Consider the following 19,118-nt stretch of genomic DNA (forward strand, 5'->3'; position numbering starts at 1 on the left):
GCGGGAATTCGCTTCCGCAGGAGCGCTCTGTTTTTCGAGGTGGCATTCGTCCATGACGACAAGCTGCGTTTCTGGCCGCGTTTGCGGCCCTTCGACCGTTTCCGCCATCGGGCGGCAGCGGCACGGCGCCTGAGCTGATGCAGTCTGCGGCCGACCTTGCACGCTCGGGCCTGCCGACCGGCATGGTTGCTGGGCAATGGACGCGCCGGCGGCCGATATCCTGGATTTCGCTTGCCGCCATCCTGATCTCACTTCTCTCCCTGCTGCCGCTCGCCTTCATCATCTGGATTGCCGTGCAGACCGGCTGGGAGACCGTATCGGCACTGGTCTTCCGGCCGCGCGTCGGCGAGCTGCTGGTCAACACCCTGCTTTTGGTGATGCTCGCGGTACCGATCTGCATCGTGCTCTCGGTGGCGCTGGCCTGGCTGACCGAACGCAGCGATCTTCCCGGTGCCCGCCTGTGGGCCTGGCTGTCGGTGGCGCCGCTCGCCATCCCCGCCTTCGTCCACAGCTATGCCTGGATCACCCTGGTGCCGGGACTGCATGGCCTGTGGGCCGGCGTTCTGGTTTCCGTCGTCGCCTATTTCCCGTTCCTCTATCTGCCGGTGGCGGCAGCTTTGCGCCGGCTCGATCCTGCTCTCGAAGATGCCGCGGCAGCTGTCGGCCTCGGGCCGTGGCGCGTGTTCCGGCGGGTGGTGCTGCCGCAGCTCAGGCTCGCCATCTGCGGTGGCTCTCTACTGGTCGGCCTGCATCTCCTGGCCGAATACGGCCTTTACGTGTTCATCCGCTTCGACACCTTCACCACGGCGATCGTCGACCAGTTCCAGTCGACCTTCAATGGCCCCGCCGCCAACATGCTGGCTGCGGTGCTGGTGACATGCTGTTTCGTGCTGCTCGGGATCGAAGTGCTCGTGCGCGGCGAGGAGCGTTATGCCCGCGTCGGCTCGGGCGCCGCGCGCCAGCAGCAACGCACAAGGCTCGGCCGCGCCACGCTCCCGTGCCTGCTGCTGCCGGTCGTCACCACTATGCTGGCGCTGGGCGTGCCGTTCGTCACCATCGGCCGCTGGCTCGTAGCCGGCGGTGCCGATGTCTGGCGCCTCGATGAGATCGGCCTTGCGCTAGGCCAGACCCTGTTCCTGGCGCTCGCCGGCGCCCTGCTCGCCACCATCGCCGCCATGCCGATGGCCTGGATCTCAATCCGCGCGCCGGGACCGCTGCAGCGTCTTCTGGAGGGTTGCAACTACATCGTCGGATCGTTGCCCGGCGTCGTCGTAGCGCTGGCGCTGGTCACCATCACCGTGCGCATCGCTCTGCCGCTCTACCAGACCCTGTTCACGATCCTCGTTGCCTATGCGCTGATGTTCCTGCCGCGCGCCCTGATCAGCCTGCGGGCGTCGATCGCGCAGGCGCCGGTCGAGCTCGAACTCGCCGCCGCCAGTCTCGGCCGGTCACCGCTCAAGGCGCTGTGGTCGACGACGATCCGTCTGTCGGCGCCGGGTGCCGCGGCAGGCATGGCGCTGGTGGCGCTCGGCATCATGAACGAATTGACCGCAACGCAGATGCTGGCGCCCAACGGCACCCGCACGCTGGCGTTGGCGTTCTGGGCCCACAGCGGCGAGATCGACTATGCGTCCGCCGCACCTTACGCCCTTATCATGGTGGCGATCTCACTGCCGCTGACCTGGCTGCTTTATGTCCAGTCGAAGCGGATGGCCGGACGATGAGCTTCCTCGAACTCACCGATGTGCACAAGCACTACGGCCCGGTGGCCGCACTGGCCGGTGTCGATCTCAGCGTGGCCGGCGGCAGCCGCACCGCGATCGTCGGGCCGTCGGGCTGCGGCAAGACGACCTTGCTGCGGCTGATCGCCGGCTTTGAGGCGCCGGACCGGGGCCGCATCGTGCTTGACGGCCAGGTGCTGGCCAATGGCGGCGCCGCCGTGCCCGCCTATCGGCGCGGCATCGGCGTGGTGGCGCAGGACGGCGCCCTGTTCCCGCATCTGAGCATCGCCGCCAATATCGGCTTCGGCATGCGACATCACGAGGACAAGCGCACCGAGCGCATCGTCGAGCTCGCCTATATCGTCGGGCTCGACAAGGCGATCCTGAAACGGCGGCCACACGAGCTCTCCGGCGGCCAGCAACAGCGTGTGGCGCTGGCCCGCGCCATGGCCATGAAGCCGCGGCTGATGCTGCTCGACGAGCCGTTCTCGGCGCTTGACACCGGGCTGCGCGCCTCGATGCGCAAGGCGGTGGCCGAACTTCTGGAGACCGCCGGTATCACCACGATCCTGGTCACGCACGACCAGGCCGAGGCGCTGTCCTTTGCCAGCCAGGTCGCGGTGATGCGCGATGGAAAATTCTCGCAAATCGGCACGCCGCACGAACTCTATCTCAAACCGAAGGACAGGATGGTCGCCGAATTCCTCGGCGATGCCATCATCCTGCCGGCCAAGATCGCGGACGGCTTCGCCAACTCGCCGCTCGGCCGCATCGCCGTCGACAGCACCGAGCGGCGCGATATCGTCCGCATCATGCTGCGGCCGGAACAGGTGCTGTTGAAACGGACATCGCGCGAAGGCATGTCGGGCACGCCGGACATGCTGTTCGGCGAAGTGACGGAGTCCGAATTCGCCGGTTCGATGTGCACCATCGCGGTGCGGCTCTTGAACAGTCCCGATCCGCCGGACGCAGCCGCGATCGGCAACACGCCATTGATCCTGCGCAAGCCGGGCATGGACACACCGGTGGTTGGCGAGATCGTCCGGCTGACGGTGTCGGGCAAGGCGCATGTGTTTGCCTGAACGGCCTTGCGCCTCGCGCGGTTCGCTGGCCAGGACGACAGGCTGGCTTCAATCGACCCGTTTTCCGGCCTGATCGAACCAATGCAGCTTTTCGGCTTTGGCCACGACACGCAACTGGTCACCAGGCTTTGCGGCGGCGCGCCCTGAGACGCGCACGACGATACGGCTACCGCCTGCGGCGCAGTGAAGAAAGCTTTCGGCACCGACCGGTTCGACTGCCTTGACTGTCGCCGGCAGGACGAGCGCACCGGCCAGCGCCTCCGCATTGAAGGTCACGTCGGCATCTTCAGGACGAAAACCCAGTGTCACGGCTGGTGTTTCGCGAGCCGCAAAGCCGATCGCCGTCCCGTCGGCCAATACCGGGCCTGAGGAACTTCCGGTGAGCGCCAGAAGATTCATCGGTGGCGCGCCGATGAAGGAAGCGACGAAGATCGAGGCTGGCTTCTCGTAGACGTCGAGCGGCGCGCCAGTTTGCTCGACCAGTCCGGCGTTCATGACAACAAGGATGTCGGCCAGCGTCATCGCCTCCAGCTGGTCGTGGGTGACATAGACCGAGGTGACGCCGAGCGTGCGCTGCAAATTCTTGATCTCGACCCGCATCTGGCCGCGCAGTTTGGCATCGAGATTGCTGAGCGGCTCGTCGAACAGGAAGACTTTCGGGTTGCGCACGATGGCGCGGCCCATGGCGACACGCTGGCGCTGGCCGCCGGAAAGCTCGCGCGGGCGCCGGTCGAGCAGCGCCGAAAGCTCCAGCACCTTGGCTGTCGAGCGCACCCTGCTGTCGATCTCGTCCTTCGGCGTGCCGCGATTGCGCAGGCCATAGGCCATGTTGTCGTAGACCTTCATATGCGGGTAAAGCGCGTAGTTCTGGAACACCATGGCGATGTCGCGCTCGGTCGGGCCAATGGCGTTGACCACCTTGCCGTCGATGGCGACCGTACCGGCAGAAATGGTCTCCAACCCGGCGATCATCCTCAGCAGCGTGGACTTGCCGCAGCCGGAGGGGCCGACCAGAACACAAAGCTCCCTGTCGGGAATGGCGATGGAGACCCCCTTCACGGCTTCGACGCCGCCGGGATAGACCTTCTTCACGTCCTTCAGATCGACGGTCGCCATCGGCTTCTCACTTTTCGGATTCGACCAGGCCGCGCACGAACCAGCGTTGCATCAGCACGACCACCAGGATCGGCGGCACGATGGCCAGCATCGCCGTGACCATGACCAGGTGCCATTCGGTATCGGCATCGGCGAAAGAAACCATCTTTCTCAGCGCGATGACGATGGTGTTCATATCGTTGCTGTTGGTGACGAGCAGCGGCCAAAGATACTGCGTCCAGCCGTAGATGAAGAGGATCACGAAAAGCGCCGCGATGTTGGTGCGCGACAGCGGCAAGAGGATATCGAAGAAGAACCGCCATGGCCCGGCACCATCGACACGCGCCGCCTCGACCAATTCGCCCGGTATGGTCATGAAGAACTGGCGGAACAGCAGCGTCGCGGTGGCGGAGGCAATCAGCGGGATGATCAGGCCGGCGTAGGTGTCGATCATGCCGAGGTCGACCATAACCTTGTAGGTCGGCAGGATGCGCACCTCAACGGGAAGCATCAAGGTGATGAAGATCAGCCAGAAGAAGGTCATGCGCAAGGGAAAGCGGAAGAACACGATCGCATAGGCCGACAGGATCGAGATGAAGATCTTTCCCACCGCGACGCCGAGCGCCATGACCGTGGTGTTGAGGAGCAGTTGGCCGACGCTGACACCGCCGATGCGGCCAATACCGCCGAACAGCGCCTCGCTGTAATTGTTCCAGAGCTGGCCGCCGGGCAAGAGCGGCAGCGGCGGCCTGAAGATGGTTTGCAGCGTGTGGGTCGAGGCAACGAAAGTGTAGTAGATCGGAAAAGCCACAATCAATATGCCAAGGATGAGCACGGCATGGGCGATGAAGGTGCGGAGCGGGGACTGGCCGATCATCGCTGCCCTCAACCGTAATGGACTTTGCGTTCCACGTAGCGGAACTGGATGGCGGTGAGCGCAATGACGATGGCCATCAGTATGACCGACTGCGCCGCCGAGTCACCCAGGATCAGATTGACGAAGCCGTCATTGTAGACCTTGTAGACCAGCGTCTCGGTCGTCTTGCCCGGCCCGCCGCCGGTGACGGCATGAACGATGCCGAACGTGTCGAACAGCGCATAGACAGTGTTGACGACCAGCAGGAAAAAGGTCGTCGGCGCAAGCAGCGGGAAGACGATAGTCCAGAAGCGCTTGGTCTCGCCGGCGCCATCCATCGCCGCCGCCTCGATCAGCGTTTTCGGCACCGCCTGCAGGCCGGCGACGAAGAACAGGAAATTGTAGCTGATCTGCTTCCAGGCAGCCGCCGACACCAGCAGGATCATGGCGTGGGTGCCGTTGAGGAGCGGGTCCCATGCGATGCCGAGGCTTCTCAGCAAATACGCCAACGAGCCGATCGAAGGATTGAACAGAAACAGCCACAGCATGCCGGCAATCGCCGGCGCCACGGCATAGGGCCATATCAACAATGTGCGGTACAGGCCTTTGCCGCGCACGGCCTTCTCGGCCATGACCGCAAGCAAAAGAGCCACGCCCATCGCAACGATCGCGGTCGCAAGCGAAAACACTACGGTGACGTGGATCGAGTTGAGGTAGGCCGGATCGGCCAGCACCTTGCGGAAATTGGCGAACCAGACGAACCTGGTCCTCAGCCCGAACGGGTCTTGCCGGAGCATCGACTGGTAAAGCGCCTGACCGGCCGGCCAGTAGAAGAAAACCAGTGTTATGGCGAGTTGTGGCGCCACCAGCAGGTAGGGCAGGATCTTGTTGGGAAAGACGATGCGTGGAGACAGGCTGATTTCCCTCGCTATCCAGGAATCGCCCACGCGAGCTCGCGTGGGCGATATTCCAATCGATTGACCGAGATAATCTCGTCAGTTCTCGAGCGCTTCCTCGATCGCGGCGTTGCCGCGCGTGACCGCATTGTCGAGCGCCTGCTGAGCGGTTTGCTGGCCGGCCAGCATCTTCTCGAACTCCTCGTTCTGGATATCGCGCACCTGCGGCAGATTCGGCAGGCGCACGCCCTTCGAGTTATCGGTCGGCGCCTTGCCCGTCATCTGCAGGATGGGTGTCTCGCGGCCGGGGTTTTTGTCATAGAAGCCTGATTTCTTGGTCGCCTCGTAGGCGGCGAGCGTCACCGGCAGGTATCCCGACTTCTGGTGCAGATATTCCTGCACATCGGTCTTGGACAGATAGGCGAAGAAGGTCGCGACGCCCTTGTATTGCTCGTCCGACTTGTTGCCGAAGACCCACAGGCTGGCGCCGCCCGGCGTGGTGTTCTGCGGTGCGCCCTTGGCGTCGGTGTCGTAGGGAAGCTGGCCGATGCCATAGTTCATGCCGGACTTGACGATGTCGCCGAGGCCGCCCGACGATTCGGTGAAGATGCCGCATTCGCCGGCCAGGAAGATCTGCTTGGCTTCGGAGGTGCGCCCGCCATATTTGAAGGTGCCGTCCTTGGCGAGGTCTGTGAGCGCCTGGAAGTGGTTGACGAAAATCGGCGCATTGATCTTGAGCTCGACATCACCGCCGGCCAGGCCGTTTTGCTGGGTGGCCCAGGGCACGTCATTCCACGCCGCAAAGTTCTCGAGATGGATCCAGGTCAGCCAGGTCGAGGTGTAGCCGCATGAGGCGGCGCCGCTCGCCTTGATCTTCTTGGCAGCTTCCCACACCTCATTCCAGGTCTTGGGCGGGTTGTTCACATCGAGACCCGCCTTCTGGAAGATGTCCTTGTTGTAATAGAGGATCGGCGAGGAGGAGTTGTAGGGGAAGGACAGCATGGTGCCGTCAGGCTTCGAATAATAGCCGACGATGCCGGGCAGATACTGGCTCTTGTCGAAGGTCATCCCGGCACCGGTCATCACCTCGGCCACCGGCTTGATCGCACCCTCGGCCGCCATCATCACGCCGGTGCCGACATCGAACACCTGGAGAATATCGGGCGCCTGTCCGGCGCGGAAGGCAGCGATGCCGGCATTCAGCGTCTCGGGATAGGTGCCCTTGAACACCGGAACCAGCTCATAGTCGCTCTGGCTGGCGTTGAAATCCTTAGAGATCTTGTCGACGACTTCGGCGTTGGCGCCGGTCATGGCGTGCCACCAGCTGATCTGCGTGACGGCGAAAGCGGAAGTGGTGGAAAGCAGGGTCAAGGTGGCGGCGACACCGGCCGCGAAGCCGAAGAACTTCATGTTTCATCTCCCGTTTTGTCATTGGCGAAAGGGCACTCTCGCAAAGGCAATATGTGCCGCTCGTGACAATTGGACAACGGTTTTGTTGCGGATCGATGAACTCGATCTCCACGTAAAGTGGTGCACGCTTGCGAATGAGAGCTGATGGAAAGGGATTGCCAAGCCGGCTTACGGCTCGAACAAGGCGACGAAGATCGGCAACAATCGCTGACGCCTAGTCCGACTTTCCGAGCGCTGTCACGAGCAGCCGCTTGGCGTCCGGTCCCGACCATTCGGCCGGGCCGTTCATGTGAGCGATCAGGCAGCCTTCGCCGTCGATCAGCATGGTGACCGGCAGGCCGAGCGCCAGGCCGCGCGTCTTGAGATTGTTGAACAGCGCCATCGTCGAATCGCGGTAGTAGCCGAGCGCCTTGACGCCGGTTTCCTCGAGGAACTTCTTCGGCTTGGCGTCGTCGCCGACATCGACGTTGACCGCGACGACCTCGAAGGCATCGCTGCCCATTTCTTTTTGCAGCGCGTCGAGCGCCGGCATTTCGGCGCGGCAGGGTGCGCACCATGTCGCCCACAGATTGAGCAGCAACGTCTTGCCGGCATGGTCGGCGAGCGTCATCGGCTTGCCGCCAGGGTCGTTGAAGGCAAGGCCCTTCAGCGATTGCGGCGGATCAGCCGGCAAAAGTGCTGCCACCTGGCCGGTGGCAGCCGCCGCGACCGTCTTGGCGCGGTCGGCCTTGGCGGCGCAGGCGACATCGTCCTTGCTGTCGCCAATGGCGACTGGCACGGGCGCGTTGTTGCCAGAACCGCTCTCGCTGACATATACCGCGACCGCGCCCGCAAGCACGCCCGCCACCAAAGCGGCGAGGATGAGGCGCGGGGCCGGGAAAAATCGATTGCCGTCTGCCATTTTCTAAAAACTGCTCCGGAGCACGGGTTATAGCGATGAGCGACAAGAAGGCCAGCAACCAGATGTGGGGCGGACGTTTTGCCTCGGGTCCGGCCGCGATCATGGAAGCGATCAACGCGTCGATCTCGTTCGACCGCAAACTCTATGCGCAGGATATCAGAGGCTCGATCGCCCATAGCGAGATGCTGGCGCAAACGGGCATTATTTCGACGGCCGATCAAGAAAAAATCGCTCACGGGCTGAACACGATCCTGGCAGAGATCGAAGCTGGCACGTTCGAGTTCTCGACCAGGCTGGAAGACATCCACATGAATGTCGAGGCCCGCCTTGCCGAGCTGATCGGCCCGGCCGCCGGCCGCCTGCATACCGCCCGCTCCCGCAACGACCAGGTAGCGGTCGATCTCAGGCTGTGGGTCAAAGACGAATGCTTTCGCGTCGCCGAGGCGCTGAAGGGCCTGATCACGGCGTTCCTGGAACGGGCCGAGGAGCATGCGGCGACGGTGATGCCGGGCTTCACCCACATGCAGGCGGCGCAGCCGGTGACCTTCGGCCACCACTGCATGGCCTATGTCGAGATGTTTTCGCGCGACCTGTCGCGTGTCCGCGACGCCATCGAACGGATGGACGAAAGCCCGCTCGGTGCGGCCGCCCTTGCCGGCACAAGCTTTCCGATCGACCGGCACCAGACGGCCAAGGCGCTCGGCTTCCGCGAACCGATGCGCAACTCGCTGGACAGCGTTTCGGACCGCGATTTCGCACTGGAATTCTTGGGGCTAGCGGCGATCTGCGCGACGCATCTGTCGCGGCTGGCCGAAGAGATCATCATCTGGTCGACGCCGCAATTCGGCTTCGTCAGGCTGTCGGACTCATTCTCCACCGGCTCCTCGATCATGCCGCAGAAGAAGAACCCCGACGCCGCCGAGCTGGTGCGCGGCAAGACCGGCCGCGTCACCGGCCATCTGGTCGGCCTGCTGACGGTGATGAAGGGCATGCCGCTGACCTACGGCAAGGACATGCAGGAGGACAAGGAATCCGTGTTCGACGCCGCCGAGACGCTCGATCTGATGCTGGCGGCGATGACCGGCATGGTGCGCGACATGACGGTGAACGCGGCCGCCATGAAGAAGGCCGCCGGGTCAGGTTATTCGACCGCGACCGACCTTGCCGACTGGCTGGTGCGCACGCTCGGCCTGCCGTTCCGCGAGGCGCACCACGTCACCGGCCGCGCGGTGGCGCTGGCCGAGGAGAAGAAAATCGGGCTCGACAGGCTGCCGCTGGAAAACTTGCAGTCCATTCACCCCGGCATCACGGCGGACGTGTTTTCGGTGCTTGCCGTACAGGATTCGGTGAAGAGCCGCACGAGCTTCGGCGGCACCGCGCCGTCGGAGGTGAGGAAGCAGATCCGGTACTGGAAAAAGCACATCGCCAAGGCGTGATGCTCGTGCGGCGAATTCGAAATTCGCATCACGTTGGAGTAGCGCGGCGAGCGAATTTCGGATTCAAAAGCCGCACGAGTATTGATGAATTCTAGTGTGGTTTTGGATTTGAACTTCCTTGACGCGAATGCCATCAATGACAGGAACTTCTAATCCACCACACTAGGTGCAATGCCAGCAAAACTCGGCTAAAAGCGGCGGGCGAAAGTTTCAGACGGATGGATCGATGACCGCAAGCAGGATTTTGGTGACGCTGACGCTGCTGGTGGCGCTGGCAACCGTAACGGCCTGCGGCAGGAAAGCCGGCCTCGACACGCCCTATGAGGCGGCCGTGCAGGCGCGCAAGGACGCACAAAAGGCCGAGCAGCCCGTGCCGCCGGAGCCGGAAAAACCGGTCAAGGACAAGAAGTTCATTCTCGACCCGCTGATCTAGAGCCGATGAGATCGGCCGATCTTATCGGCTTCAACATCCGGAACCACTGTTGTGAACCATTTCGACTACCGCGACGGCGTGCTGCATGCCGAGGACGTGGCGATATCAGATATCGCCGCAAGCGTCGGCACGCCGTTCTATTGCTATTCGACGGCGACGCTGACCAGGCATTTCCGCGTGTTTGCGCAGGCCTTTGCCGGGCTCGACGCGCTGGTCTGCTACGCCATGAAGGCGAATTCCAACCAGGCGGTGCTAAAGATCCTGGCCAAGCTCGGCGCCGGCGCCGACGTGGTCTCGGAAGGCGAATTGCGCCGCGCCCTGGCCGCTGGCATTCCGGCCAACAAGATCCTGTTTTCGGGCGTCGGCAAGACCGCGCGCGAAATGGATGTTGCGCTCTCGGCCGGCATTCTGTGCTTCAACGTCGAATCCGAACCGGAACTTGAATTGCTGTCGGCCCGCACCACGGCACTGGGAAAGGTGGCTGCGATCTCGCTGCGCATCAATCCCGATGTCGACGCCAAGACCCACAAGAAGATCTCCACCGGCAAGGCCGAGAACAAGTTCGGCATTCCCTGGCAGAAGGCACGCCAGGTCTATGCCCGCGCAGCTGAACTGCCTGGCATAAAGGTCACCGGCATCGACACCCATATCGGCAGCCAGATCACCGAATTGCAGCCCTTCGACGACGCCTTCGCGCTGCTGGTGGAGCTGGTCGGCGTGCTGCGTGCCGACGGGCACGCCATCGAGCACATCGATCTCGGCGGTGGCCTCGGCATTCCCTACCGCGTCGACAACAGCCCACCCCCCTTGCCGGACGCTTATGCCCAGATCGTCAGAAAGCACGTCACCAAGCTGGGATTGAAGGTGATGTTCGAGCCGGGGCGGCTGATCGTCGGCAATGCCGGCATTCTTGTCTCGCAAGTGATCTTCGCGAAGGAGGGCGACGCCAAGAACTTCCTGGTCGTCGATGCCGCGATGAACGATCTGATCCGGCCGACGCTCTACGACGCCTTCCATGACATCAAGCCGGTGGTGCAGCAGCCGGCTGCGGCGCCGCGCATGACGGTCGACGTGGTCGGCCCGGTCTGCGAGACCGGCGATTATCTCGGCCTCGACCGCGACCTGCCCCGGCTGAAGGCCGGCGACCTGATCGCCGTCGCCACTGCCGGCGCCTACGGCGCGGTGCAGGCCGGCACCTACAACACCCGCCTGTTGGTGCCCGAAGTGCTGGTCGACGGCGATCGTTTCCACGTCGTGCGCCCGCGCCAGACCTATGACGCGCTGATCGGACTGGATTCGCTGCCCGACTGGCTGGAATAGACCCATGATCCCGAAAAAGTGGGAACCGGTTTTCGGAAAAGATCATGGTCAAACAAGAATAGATCGCCTGCAGCGCTACAACCGGTGCTGAATGAGCGCCCTCGTCTCGGCGATCCTGTCCTCGTCGCGGCGATAGAACGTCCACTGTTTGATACGCTTACTGCTGAGAAGGCCGGCCCGGGTGAGCACCCGCATATGCTCGCTGAGCGTCGCCTGGGTAATGCCAAGCTTTTCCGCAATCAGCAGCGCGCAGACGCCGTCCTCGACAAGATCGCCATCCGCTTGGCGTGGAAAATGCGCGCGCGGATCCTTCAGCCAGTCGAGGATTTGCAGCCTGCGCACGTTGGCGATCGCCTTGAAGACATCAACCTCTTGCATTTAGCCATTTTGCTAAGTTACTAAGTGATGTCAACCCTTGGGAGCAGGCCATGCTGAACAGCAATAGCATTACACGCGAACGCATCGCAGCAATGGAACCCCGCATCCGGCCATTCGTGCGCCACACGCCGGTCCTGCGCGTCGACATGGCCGATTTCGGCCGTCCGCCTCTTGCCGTCGACCTGAAGCTGGAATGCCTGCAGCATTCCGGCTCGTTCAAGGCACGCGGCGCCTTCACCAATCTTCTCGAGCGGCCGGTTCCCAAGGCTGGCGTCGTCGCGGCATCGGGCGGCAATCATGGCGCTGCGGTCGCCTATGCCGCCATGCGGCTCGGTCACAAGGCGACCATCTTCGTTCCCGAAGTGAGCCCGCCGGCCAAGCTGGAACGCATCCGCGGCTACGGCGCCGAGCTGGTCGTCGGTGGCGCGCGCTATGCCGAGGCGCTGGTCGCCAGCGAAGACTTTGCCGAAAGGTCCGGTGCACTGCAGATCCACGCCTTCAACCAGGAGGAAACGCTTGTCGGGCAAGGCACGCTTGGCCTCGAGATCGAGGCCGACCTGCCTGAGCTCGACACACTGCTGGTCGCCGTCGGTGGCGGCGGCCTGATCGGCGGCATCGCCGCCTGGTTTGCCGGCCGAATCAGGATCGTCGCCGTCGAGCCCGAAGGAGCGCCGACGCTTTATCGCGCCTTCGAGGTCGGCCAACCCGTCGATGCGCCAGCCGAGGGCATCGCCGCCGATTCGCTGGCGCCGAAGCGCGTCGGCGAAATGATGTTTCCAATCGCCGAGGCTTTCGTCGAGCGTTCCATATTGGTCAGCGACGACGAGATTATCGCCGCGCAGGCGGCGCTTTGGGACCGAGTGCGAATCATCGCCGAGCCGGGCGGCGCTGCTGCCTTCGCGGCGATCCTGTCCGGCCGGTACGCGCCGGCTGCGGGCGAGCGTGTCGCGGTACTGGTCTGCGGTGCAAACGCCAATCCGGCTAAATTCTGACGATAACGGGGGCAGTCCTGTTCACGTTTTAGGGAACTGCCTCGCCTTCGCCGTGTTTCTTGGTATGTTTGGAGCGACATGCATCTAAGGATTTAAGTCCTTCGCATCCGATTCTCGGGCCGGTGCGATAGATTTGTGAGGTTCGGGTTATCCTCCCGAATAGGAAGGGCCGATGACGCAACGACCCACCTTCACCAGTGATCGCAGCCTGGCCGGGCGCCTTGCTCTGAGCCGGCTGGCGACACGGGTCTCGATGACGGTCGAGCGTGGCTGGCCGTTGCTTCTTCCGCTGGTCATCGTCGCCAGCCTGTTCCTCAGCGTCTCGTGGCTCGGCCTCTTCCTTCTGCTGCCCGACACCGCGCGCATGAGCCTCATGGCAGTGTTCGGCATCGCAGCCCTTGCCGCGCTCTATCCCCTGCGTTTCTTCCGGGTGCCGACCAGCGCCGAGATCGACCGGCGCATCGAGGCTGCCAACCAATTGCTGCACAGCCCGGTGCTGGTGCAGACCGATCGGCCGAGCGGCAGGGAGAGTATTTTTTCGCAAGCGCTGTGGCGTGAGCACCAGAAACGCATGGCCGAAAAACTCGGCAGCCTCGGCGGCGACCTGCCCCGCACCCGGGTGCCGGAGCGCGACCCGTGGGGGCTGCGCGCCGTGGCGGCGCTTTTGTTGGTCACTGCCTTTGCCTTCTCCTTCGGACCGTCGGGCGGCCGCATCGCAGACGGGTTCAGTGCCCACGCGGCGCGCGACGCGGTGCCGCCGCGCATCGACGCCTGGGTGACGCCGCCGGCCTACACCGGCAGGCCGCCGGTCTTCCTCACTTCCCCCGCCCTCGCCAACCCAGCCCTCGCCGACAATGGCAAGCAGGCTGCGTCCACCTTCACCGTTCCGGAAGGCAGCGATGTGTCCCTGCGCGTCACCGGCGGTTCGGGCGAGGAAACGCTGAGCTACGCCGACGCCGACGGCAACGCCCGCACCATCGAACCGACCGGGCAGAAGGCCGACGCCAAACCGGCGGCGGCAACGCCCTCGACGGCAACGCCCTCCACGGTGCGCCAGTTCACAGGAAAGCTGACGACCAACGGCACGCTGACGCTGCAATCGGGCAATGACGAACTCGGCAACTGGGCCTTCGCGGTGATCCCGGACAAGCCGCCACAGATCCGCTTCGTCGGCGAGCCGAAACGCGCCGTCAACGGCTCCTTCGAACTCAACTACCAGATCGACGACGACTATGGTGCGGCCTCCGCCAAGGCGGATTTCGCATTGGCCGATCCACCGGCGCCGAATGCGCATCCGCTCTATGGCCCGCCCGAAATGCCGCTGACGCTGCCGCGCCGCGGCGCCAAGGGGAACGCCGCCAAGACCACGAAGGACCTGACCGAGCATGTCTGGGCCGGCGGCAACATCAAGCTCACGCTTGTCGCCATCGACGACGCCGGACATACGGCAACCAGCGAGACTAAGACGCTGGTGATGCCGGAGCGGCCTTTCTCCAACCCGCTGGCGAGGGCCGTGATCGAGCAGCGCCGCGCGCTGGCGCTCGACGCCAACTTCAAGAGCCGCGTGCTCGACCTGATGGACGCGATCACGCTCAGGCCCGAAGATACGTTCGACAACATGGCGCACTACCTCGCCATCATGAGCGCCCGCACCCGGTTGAAGATGGCTGACAGCGACGACAAGCTGCGCGACGAGGTCGCCTATCTGTGGGAGATCGCGCTCGGCATCGAGGAAGGCAATCTTTCTGAGGCCGAGCGGCGGCTGCGCCAAGCGCAGCAGGCGCTGCAGGACGCGATCAAGAACGGCGCCAGCGACGAGGAAATCGACAAGGCGATGAAGGAACTGCGCGAGGCGATGAACCAGTTCCTGCAGGAATTCGCCCAGCGTGCGCAGCAGAATCCGAACGCGCCGCAGATGCAGCAGAACGGCCAGGAACTGCGCCAGAGCGACATCGAACGCATGATGGACCAGATCGAAAACCTGGCGAAATCAGGCGATCGCGACAGCGCGCAACAATTGCTTTCGCAACTGCAGGACATGATGAACAATCTGCAGGCCGGACGTCAGCAGCAGGGGGGCCAGCAGAACAGTGAAATGCGCCAGCAGATGGACAAACTCGGCGAGATCATGCGGCGCCAGCAGGAGATGATGAACGAGACGTTCCGCATGGACCAGATGCAGCGTGGCCAGCAACAGCGCGGGCAGAATCGCGACGAGCAGCTCGGCGAGAACGGTGAGCAGGGCCAAATGGGCGAACAGGGCGAGCAGCCCGGCCCAGGTGAAGACCGCGATCCGCTCGGCCGGCCGAAGCCGATGACGCCGCAGGAATTCGCCGACGCGCTGAAGCAGTTGCAGGAAGGCCAAGGCAAGCTGAAACGCGACCTCGACCAGCTGAGGAAAGGCCTCGAAGGCATGGGTCTCGAGCCCAATGAAGGATTTGGCGAGGCCGGCAAATCCATGGGCAACGCCGAACAGGCACTTGGCGACAGCGATGGCGATCAGGCCGTCGGTCACCAGGGCCGCGCGCTGGAAGCGCTGCGCAAGGGCGCCAAGGACATGATGAAGCAATTGCAGGCCATGCAGGGCGACGAGGGCGACGGCGAGCGGGGCGGCCGCCAGCAGAACGCCGACCGCGATCCGCTCGGCCGGCCGCGCGCCACCGAGGGTCCCGATTTCGGCGATTCGGTGAAGGTGCCGGACGAGATTGACGTGCAGCGCGCCCGCGAGATTCTCGAAGCGATCCGCAAGCGGCTCGGCAACGCGCTCAGCCCCGACATCGAGCGCAGCTATCTGGAGCGGCTGCTGGAGCTGAAGTAAACCTGCCCTGCTCTAGCGATTGGTGAACGCCTCGCGGATCGCCTCTTCCATGCCGTCGATGGCCTCGCCGGAAGCGTTCGGATTGCGCCGCAGCACTACGTTCGACGAATCGATGTCGCCGAACCCGTCGGCGGCCGTAAGTTCGCGGCAGCCGGCCGGGATGTTGCTGCGCGAGATCGGCGCAATCGCCAGCCCGGAGGTGACGGCGAGCCGCAGGCCGCCATTGGTGTCGCTGGTATAGGCGACACGGTAGGCGAGACCGCGCTGTTCCAGCGACTTGATCGCGAAATCCTTGCACCAGCCGGCACGATTATAGAGGGCGATCGGCACCGGTCGCTCCTTATGCATGTGATGCAGCTCCGACGTTACCCATACGGTCGGATCATGCATCAGCACCTCTCCGCCGGAGAGGTCCTGCCATTCGAACACCACCGCCAGATCGAGGTCGCCGGCGGCGAGCGCCGCGATCTGCGCACCCGAATGCGCGTAGCGGACGGTGATGTCGACCTGAGGATGGCGCTTGGCAAAAGCGCCGAGCGCGCGCGACAGGATCGCGTGGCCATATTCCTCCGGAATGCCGATGCGAACCGGCCCGCCAAGCGGCGCTGCGACCATCGATGCCGCCGTCTCGTCCAGCAGCGATACGATCCGGCGGGCGTTGATGATGAGTTCGCTGCCGCGGCGCGTCAGCGCCACACCGCGCGAGCCGCGCTCGAACAGGCTGTCGCCGAGCACATCTTCGAGCTTCTTCATCTGCATCGAAACCGCCGATTGGGTACGGCCGGCCTGCTCCGCTGCCTTGGTGAAATTGCCGGTATCGGCAACCGCTACGAAGGTGCGCAGCAGATCGCTGTCGAGCGTGAGCTTCATTTGTCCGCCATAAGAAATTCTGATTGCTGGCATCATTCCAATTCGTTTGCAACATGTCAAACGGCGGATAATAGTCGCCTCACCCATTGGACATGCGGCTGCGAAATCGGCCGCGGACCAATATAGAGTCCTCACTCGTACCCGCTGCCCGAAACGGTGGCGGGTTCTTTTTACCCCGAACGCAGGCCCGGTTCCGGGCCGCACAGCAAGGAGCCGTCGAACGACATGCAGAACCGGATCGTTCTCGGCATGGCAAGCCTTTGCCTCGGCGTTCTGGTGTTCTCGCTCCAGGATCCGCTGATCAAGGCCGTGTCGGGCACCTATCCGGTGACAGAGGTGATGGCGATCCGCTCCATCGTCGCCCTGCCCATTCTTCTCGTGCTCGTTCATGCCGATGTCGGGCTCAGAGCGATTTTTTCAAAGCGATTTCGCATGCTGACGACGCGCGCCTTCATCCTGTTCACCTCCTACACGGTCTACTATCTGGCGATCGCCGCCCTGCCGCTTGCCGACGCGGTGGCGCTCTACTTCATGGCACCGCTGTTCATCATGGCGCTTGCCGGCCCTTATCTCGGCGAACGAGTGGCGTGGCAGACGCTGGTCACCGTCATGGTCGGGATGCTGGGCGTGCTGGTGATGCTGCGACCCGGTGCCGGGCTGTTCGACTGGGCGGCGCTGCTGTCGCTGGCCTCGGCGGTGCTGTACGGCTTATCGCAGTTGATGGCCCGCAAGATCGGCGACACCGAATCAGCCACGGTCATGGCGTTCTATCAGAACGGCGTCTACCTCTTGGGCGCTGCAGTGGTTGCCGGGCTGTTCTGGCTGGCGGGAATAGCTCACGCCACGCACCCGAGCCTCGAATTCCTGGTCAGGCCATGGATCTGGCCGACGCCAATCGATTTCCTGAAGATGGCGGCCTGCGGCTTCGTCGCTTCGGCTGGGATGGTCCTGTTGTCGCAGGCATACCGGCTGGCGCCCGCCAACAGCGTCGCCACTTTCGAGTACACCGGCATCATCTGGTCGCCGCTGTGGGGCTTCCTGTTCTTTGCCGAAGTGCCGCGATCGACCACCGTCGTCGGCGCGGCCCTCATCATCGGCGCCGGTCTGTTCGCGCTAAACGCCAATCGGCGCCGGAGCAGCGCGCCGGCAATCGCGGCAACCTGCGATCCGGCCTGACTGCAATCAGGCTTTGGCCGCTAGGCAAAACAGGCGAGCGCCCGTTCGACACGCGCGCGGATTTCGGCCAGCGTGAACGGCTTTTGCACGACGTCCACAATGACACCGTTCAATTCCTCGGCGCGCTCGCGCTGGTCGGCATAGCCGGTCATCAGCAAGATCTTCATCGCCGGAAAAAGCGACGCCGCCGATTTGGCCATTTGGATGCCGTCCATTTCCGGCATCCGGACATCGGAAACGACAAGGTCATAGCCGCCACGTGCTGCGCGGATCAGGGCAAGCCCTTGCGCGCCGTCGGCGGCGATGTCGATCATATGCCCGGCGCGTTCGAGCGCGCGGGCGGCGAGGGTGCGGACGGACTCATCGTCCTCGACGATCAGGAGCTTTGCCATAGCGGAATGTTTGGCGGGGAAAAGTTGACTTTTCCTGAACCGCAAACGGCATCGAAGATAAATCTATGCGTCGCCCTTGACGACGCCGACAAACGGCAATTCGCGAAACGCGTGGGCGACATCCATGCCGTAGCCGACGACGAAATAGTCGGGGCAGTCGAAGCCGACATAGTTGGCGTTGAGCGCAGTCTGGCGGCGCATGCGCTTGTCGAGCAGCACGGCGATGGCGCAGCTTTTGGCGCCGCGCGACAGCATCAGGTCGCGGGTGAAGGACAGCGTCTTGCCGGATTCGAGAATGTCGTCGATCAACAGCACGTCGCGGCCGGCGACTTCGTTGTCGATGTCACGCAGCACCCTCACCTCGCCGCTGGTGGTACCGGCGCCGTAGCTGGAAATGAAGATGAACTCGACCTCGGGCGACAGGCCGACATCGTGCATGGCGCGGATAAGATCGGCGGCGAAGATGAACGATCCTTTCAGCACCGAAATCACCAGAAGGTCCTGATAATCGTGCCCGGCGATCTCCTTGGCGAGTTCCAGATTGCGCCGGGCAATCGCCGACGCCGAAAACAAGACCTCGATATTCTTGCCACGCACGATTGGCATTAGCCGCCTTTCCAGAAATGATCGCCCCTAATTGGCGAAGGTGACCGAGACGGTCTTGACCCCGTTTCTAGGCACGTCGAGCCGGCTGGAAAAGCCAAATCTTTCGCCGGGCGCCAGCGAACGGTTGAATGCCTCCAGCGTATAGCGGGTTGTGCGCCTGTCATTGCCGGTGACCCGGATTTCCAGCGGCGGCAATGGCAAAGGGCTGGCACCGTCATTCGCGGCCTCGCCACCGACGAACAGGACAGGTTCCGGCCCGGACGCATCGATACGCGACGTAACGCCTGAAATGGTGAGTGCAGCGCCCGTCTCCTGTGCCGCGAGAAGAAGCGGCGCCTGGCGCACCAGCGCGTGCCCGCCCGAGATCCAAAAGGCTGCAAACGCCACGCTGAGGCCGGCGATCCAGAAGATCGGCCCGCCGCGCGACGCCCGCAGCCGTTCCATCGCGGCTTTCGGCTTGCGCAACATGTCCATGCCTTCGAGCGATGGCGTGGCGATCACCCGCGAAAGCGGCGGTGAAGGGTCCATGCTGGCGGTGAGGCGCGGCAGCACCTCGTAGTCGGCATCGACGACGTCGGCGGCTGGATCACGCAAGATGCGTTCCGGCGCATCGGTCATGAATTCGCCGGAAACCGGGCGCGCGGTTCGATCGTCAGCCATCACGGCCCCAGCACTACGGCACTTGTTCGTCTTCCTTTCTTTTGTGTAAACGGAAATGGTTAACGCTTCGCCACCG

General features: G+C 63.6%; 18 protein-coding genes. 8 read left to right on the top strand and 10 right to left on the bottom strand.

The window, feature by feature from the left end; translation table 11 throughout:
• Positions 1–137 precede the first annotated feature (137 nt).
• Positions 138–1,724 carry an ABC transporter permease gene (locus ACWTU8_RS23680; protein WP_455850077.1) on the top strand — a complete coding sequence of 529 codons (1,587 nt, stop codon included), beginning with the start codon at positions 138–140 and terminating at the stop codon, positions 1,722–1,724.
• Positions 1,721–2,803, top strand: coding sequence for an ABC transporter ATP-binding protein (locus ACWTU8_RS23685; RefSeq protein WP_455850078.1), 1,083 nt, complete (start codon positions 1,721–1,723; stop codon positions 2,801–2,803). Before ACWTU8_RS23680 ends, ACWTU8_RS23685 begins: the two co-directional genes overlap by 4 nt.
• 48 nt (positions 2,804–2,851) lie before the next feature.
• Here ACWTU8_RS23685 and ACWTU8_RS23690 read toward each other — a convergent pair whose 3' ends face one another.
• The 5 genes from ACWTU8_RS23690 to tlpA all read right to left on the bottom strand — a co-directional run bounded on the left by ACWTU8_RS23690 (position 2,852) and on the right by tlpA (position 7,961).
• Positions 2,852–3,919, bottom strand: a complete 1,068-nt coding sequence (locus tag ACWTU8_RS23690) for a sn-glycerol-3-phosphate import ATP-binding protein UgpC (protein WP_455839996.1) — start codon at positions 3,917–3,919, stop codon at positions 2,852–2,854.
• A 7-nt stretch (positions 3,920–3,926) separates the two neighbouring features.
• Positions 3,927–4,775 (bottom strand): sn-glycerol-3-phosphate ABC transporter permease UgpE, encoded by an 849-nt coding sequence (gene ugpE / locus ACWTU8_RS23695; protein WP_455850079.1) that lies wholly within the window; start codon positions 4,773–4,775, stop codon positions 3,927–3,929.
• 8 nt (positions 4,776–4,783) lie between these two features.
• Positions 4,784–5,668 carry a sn-glycerol-3-phosphate ABC transporter permease UgpA gene (gene ugpA, locus ACWTU8_RS23700; protein ID WP_029348593.1) on the bottom strand — a complete coding sequence of 295 codons (885 nt, stop codon included), beginning with the start codon at positions 5,666–5,668 and terminating at the stop codon, positions 4,784–4,786.
• Between the two features lie 81 nt (positions 5,669–5,749).
• Complete coding sequence (gene ugpB, locus ACWTU8_RS23705) at positions 5,750–7,060, bottom strand: sn-glycerol-3-phosphate ABC transporter substrate-binding protein UgpB (protein ID WP_029348594.1); 1,311 nt, start codon at positions 7,058–7,060, stop codon at positions 5,750–5,752.
• A gap of 214 nt (positions 7,061–7,274) precedes the next feature.
• A complete protein-coding gene (gene tlpA / locus ACWTU8_RS23710; protein WP_455850080.1) occupies positions 7,275–7,961 on the bottom strand; it encodes a thiol:disulfide interchange protein TlpA in 687 nt (228 codons plus the stop codon).
• Between the two features lie 35 nt (positions 7,962–7,996).
• On the opposite strand from tlpA, the gene argH reads away from it, so the two are divergent.
• The 3 genes from argH to lysA all read left to right on the top strand — a co-directional run bounded on the left by argH (position 7,997) and on the right by lysA (position 11,150).
• Positions 7,997–9,397 (top strand): argininosuccinate lyase, encoded by a 1,401-nt coding sequence (gene argH / locus ACWTU8_RS23715; RefSeq protein WP_455850081.1) that lies wholly within the window; start codon positions 7,997–7,999, stop codon positions 9,395–9,397.
• A 226-nt stretch (positions 9,398–9,623) separates the two neighbouring features.
• Positions 9,624–9,830: a hypothetical protein gene (locus ACWTU8_RS23720; protein ID WP_029348597.1), complete on the top strand. Its 207-nt coding sequence runs from the start codon at positions 9,624–9,626 to the stop codon at positions 9,828–9,830.
• A gap of 51 nt (positions 9,831–9,881) precedes the next feature.
• The gene (lysA, locus tag ACWTU8_RS23725; protein ID WP_455850082.1) at positions 9,882–11,150 is read left to right on the top strand and encodes a diaminopimelate decarboxylase; all 1,269 of its coding nucleotides are present in this window, start codon (positions 9,882–9,884) and stop codon (positions 11,148–11,150) included.
• Positions 11,151–11,225: 75 nt separating this feature from the next.
• On the opposite strand, the gene ACWTU8_RS23730 is transcribed toward lysA, so the two are convergent.
• The gene (locus ACWTU8_RS23730) at positions 11,226–11,528 is read right to left on the bottom strand and encodes an ArsR/SmtB family transcription factor (RefSeq protein ID WP_455850083.1); all 303 of its coding nucleotides are present in this window, start codon (positions 11,526–11,528) and stop codon (positions 11,226–11,228) included.
• A 50-nt stretch (positions 11,529–11,578) separates the two neighbouring features.
• Between ACWTU8_RS23730 and ACWTU8_RS23735 the strand changes: the two genes are divergently transcribed.
• Complete coding sequence (locus ACWTU8_RS23735) at positions 11,579–12,520, top strand: threonine/serine dehydratase (RefSeq protein ID WP_455850084.1); 942 nt, start codon at positions 11,579–11,581, stop codon at positions 12,518–12,520.
• A gap of 172 nt (positions 12,521–12,692) precedes the next feature.
• The gene (locus ACWTU8_RS23740; RefSeq protein WP_455850085.1) at positions 12,693–15,338 is read left to right on the top strand and encodes a TIGR02302 family protein; all 2,646 of its coding nucleotides are present in this window, start codon (positions 12,693–12,695) and stop codon (positions 15,336–15,338) included.
• A 12-nt stretch (positions 15,339–15,350) separates the two neighbouring features.
• Here ACWTU8_RS23740 and ACWTU8_RS23745 read toward each other — a convergent pair whose 3' ends face one another.
• Complete coding sequence (locus ACWTU8_RS23745; RefSeq protein WP_455850086.1) at positions 15,351–16,208, bottom strand: LysR family transcriptional regulator; 858 nt, start codon at positions 16,206–16,208, stop codon at positions 15,351–15,353.
• 225 nt (positions 16,209–16,433) lie between these two features.
• On the opposite strand from ACWTU8_RS23745, the gene ACWTU8_RS23750 reads away from it, so the two are divergent.
• Complete coding sequence (locus ACWTU8_RS23750; protein ID WP_455850087.1) at positions 16,434–17,384, top strand: DMT family transporter; 951 nt, start codon at positions 16,434–16,436, stop codon at positions 17,382–17,384.
• A 20-nt stretch (positions 17,385–17,404) separates the two neighbouring features.
• Here ACWTU8_RS23750 and ACWTU8_RS23755 read toward each other — a convergent pair whose 3' ends face one another.
• From ACWTU8_RS23755 to ACWTU8_RS23765, 3 genes are all read right to left on the bottom strand, one after another.
• Positions 17,405–17,776, bottom strand: coding sequence for a response regulator (locus ACWTU8_RS23755; protein ID WP_455850088.1), 372 nt, complete (start codon positions 17,774–17,776; stop codon positions 17,405–17,407).
• 63 nt (positions 17,777–17,839) lie between these two features.
• Complete coding sequence (gene hpt, locus ACWTU8_RS23760) at positions 17,840–18,382, bottom strand: hypoxanthine phosphoribosyltransferase (protein WP_029348604.1); 543 nt, start codon at positions 18,380–18,382, stop codon at positions 17,840–17,842.
• 27 nt (positions 18,383–18,409) lie between these two features.
• Positions 18,410–19,045 carry a hypothetical protein gene (locus tag ACWTU8_RS23765; protein ID WP_455850089.1) on the bottom strand — a complete coding sequence of 212 codons (636 nt, stop codon included), beginning with the start codon at positions 19,043–19,045 and terminating at the stop codon, positions 18,410–18,412.
• Between the last annotated feature and the right edge of the window lie 73 nt (positions 19,046–19,118).

The sequence above is a fragment of the Mesorhizobium sp. BHbdii genome (genome assembly GCF_053848045.1).